This window comes from Gemmiger formicilis, assembly GCF_016900095.1.
GTDB lineage: Bacteria > Bacillota > Clostridia > Oscillospirales > Ruminococcaceae > Gemmiger > Gemmiger formicilis_A.
Map to the genome: position 1 here is coordinate 1 of NZ_JACJJP010000070.1, position 2,230 is coordinate 2,230.

The following is a 2,230-nucleotide window of genomic DNA, read 5'->3' on the forward strand; positions in this document are numbered from 1 at the left end:
TGGCGTGGAAGCCGAAAGTGTGCCGGTAACCAAGTCTGCGTGGATCAACGACACGACGGTGCCTGTGGATACCGTTGATACTTCGGATGACCGCTATGTGGGCTATAAGTTCGACAGCACGGATCCCGATCCGATTCCCACCGCTGTTTCTGATGGTACCGTCATCAACGTGTACTATATCATTGATGAGAACCAGACGTACAACGTGAACTACGTTGTTGCAGAAGGCAACGAAGACTTCGGCAGTGTGGATCCTGCCTTTCAGAATGACCAGGTGTTGAGCACCGGCAAAATTACTGGGTCTACAGCGACTGCTAATGTCGGGTATGCTTTCGATGGTTGGTACAAGGGTGATACTCTGATTACCAGAGAGGTTACTCTGAGTGCGGCTGATGCGATTAAAAATCTGAATCTAGATACTACCACCGGTCTGTATGCCGACACCACCTTCACCGCCCACTTTGATCTGGACGTAAAGGGTGATGAGGATAACAACAACGGTCCCGACAATATTCCCGACAAGTATCAGATCGTGTTCACCTATGTGAGCGCGGATGAGAACACCGGTTATGTTGAAGGCGCCAAGTATGAAACCTTCACGGATACCACATACACTGGTCTGCCCACCGATGCAATTCCCACCGGACGCACGCCTGTGGCCAATGAAGGCTATGCCTTTGATTATTGGACCGACAGCACCCAGGAGAATGTGAAGGAATTCGATTCCGCTATGGGCAGCTTCAAAGTGGCCTATACGCAGGATGCCACCTTCACCGCTCACTTTGATGTGGACGTTAAGGGCGATGAGGACAACAACAACGGTTCCGACAATATCCCCGACAAGTATCAGGTCGTGTTCACCTATGTGAGCGCGGATGAGAACACCGGCCGTATTGACGGTACTAAGTATGAGACCTTCACGGATACCGCCCGCGCTGGTGTGCCTGCTAATGCAATTCCCACCGGACGCACGCCTGTGGCCAATGAAGGCTATGCCTTTGATTACTGGACCGACAGCACCCAGGAGAATGTGAAGGACTTTGACTCCAACATGGGCCGCTTCAAAGTTGCCTATACGCAGGATGCCACCTTCACTGCCCACTTCGATGTGGACACCAAGACCCCCGATGATCAGAACCCCAACGGTCAGGACAAACCCGATAATACTCCCGATAAGTATCAGGTTGTCGTAACCGTCAAGGACAATTCCGCTGTGTATGATGGCCAGACTCATAGCGGTTTGACCGCCGACAATGCGGAAAACTACACTGTGACCACCCTGACTGGCGAAGGCCTGCCGGAAGGCTACAGTGTGGTTGTCAGCGGGTACGAAGCCGCTACCGGCATCAATGCTGGCACCTATACTGGCAATGTGGAAAAGGCTGCGGTTGAGGTTCAGAATGCAGGAGTCAAGGCCGAAGGCCCCTATCAGGCTCAGGTCTTTGCCGGTAAGCTGACCATCACCCCGCGCAAGGTTACCATCACTGCTGATGATACCTACAAGATCGAAGGCCAGGAAGATCCTGAACTGACCGCCACCGTGACCGGTGCGGTTGCGGGTGAAAAACTGAACTATACCGTTACCCGTGAAGAAGGTAACTCCGTCGGCGACTACGACATGACCGTGTTGCCTGGCGAGAACCCCAACTACAACGTTACCGTGGAAGGCGGCACCTTCACCATCTTCGAGGATAAGAAGGGCGCTACCGATCCCGAAGATCCCACCAAGGAGACCGGCGATGACATCCCCGATGTCTTCCAGACTATCTTCCAGTATGTGGCTTCTGAGAACGGTTCTGTCAGCGGCACCACGTATGAAGTCTACACCGCTGACAACTGGCAGGCCAACTGGCAGACCGCAACCAAGCCGATGGTGCATCCTGCTGCGGATATCACCCTGAACCCGGCCGATGGTTACCTGTTTGCCCAGTTCACCGCCAGCAACGACACCACCTATGCGAATGTGGAGGAAGTCCGTGCTCTGGAAACCAGCGAAGACCTGGTGTTCACCGCGCACTTCACCATCCGCACCGACCTGACCTACACGGTCCGCTATCTGGAGAACTACACCGGCCGTGAAGTGGCTGGTGCCAAGACAGTGGAAGGCCAGACCTTCGGCACCACGGTGACCGAGACGGCTCCGGCAATCGGCGGTTACTCTCTGCTGAGCCCCTCTACCCAGTCCATCGAGATCACCACCGGTGAGAATGTGATCACCTTCTACTATCAG

At 54.3% G+C, this 2,230-nt stretch carries 1 protein-coding gene; it reads left to right on the forward strand.

Going from position 1 to position 2,230, the window contains the following annotated elements; genetic code table 11:
- A partial coding sequence (locus H6B15_RS15210) for an MBG domain-containing protein (protein ID WP_275951017.1) occupies nucleotides 1-2,230 on the forward strand: 2,230 nt, incomplete at both ends.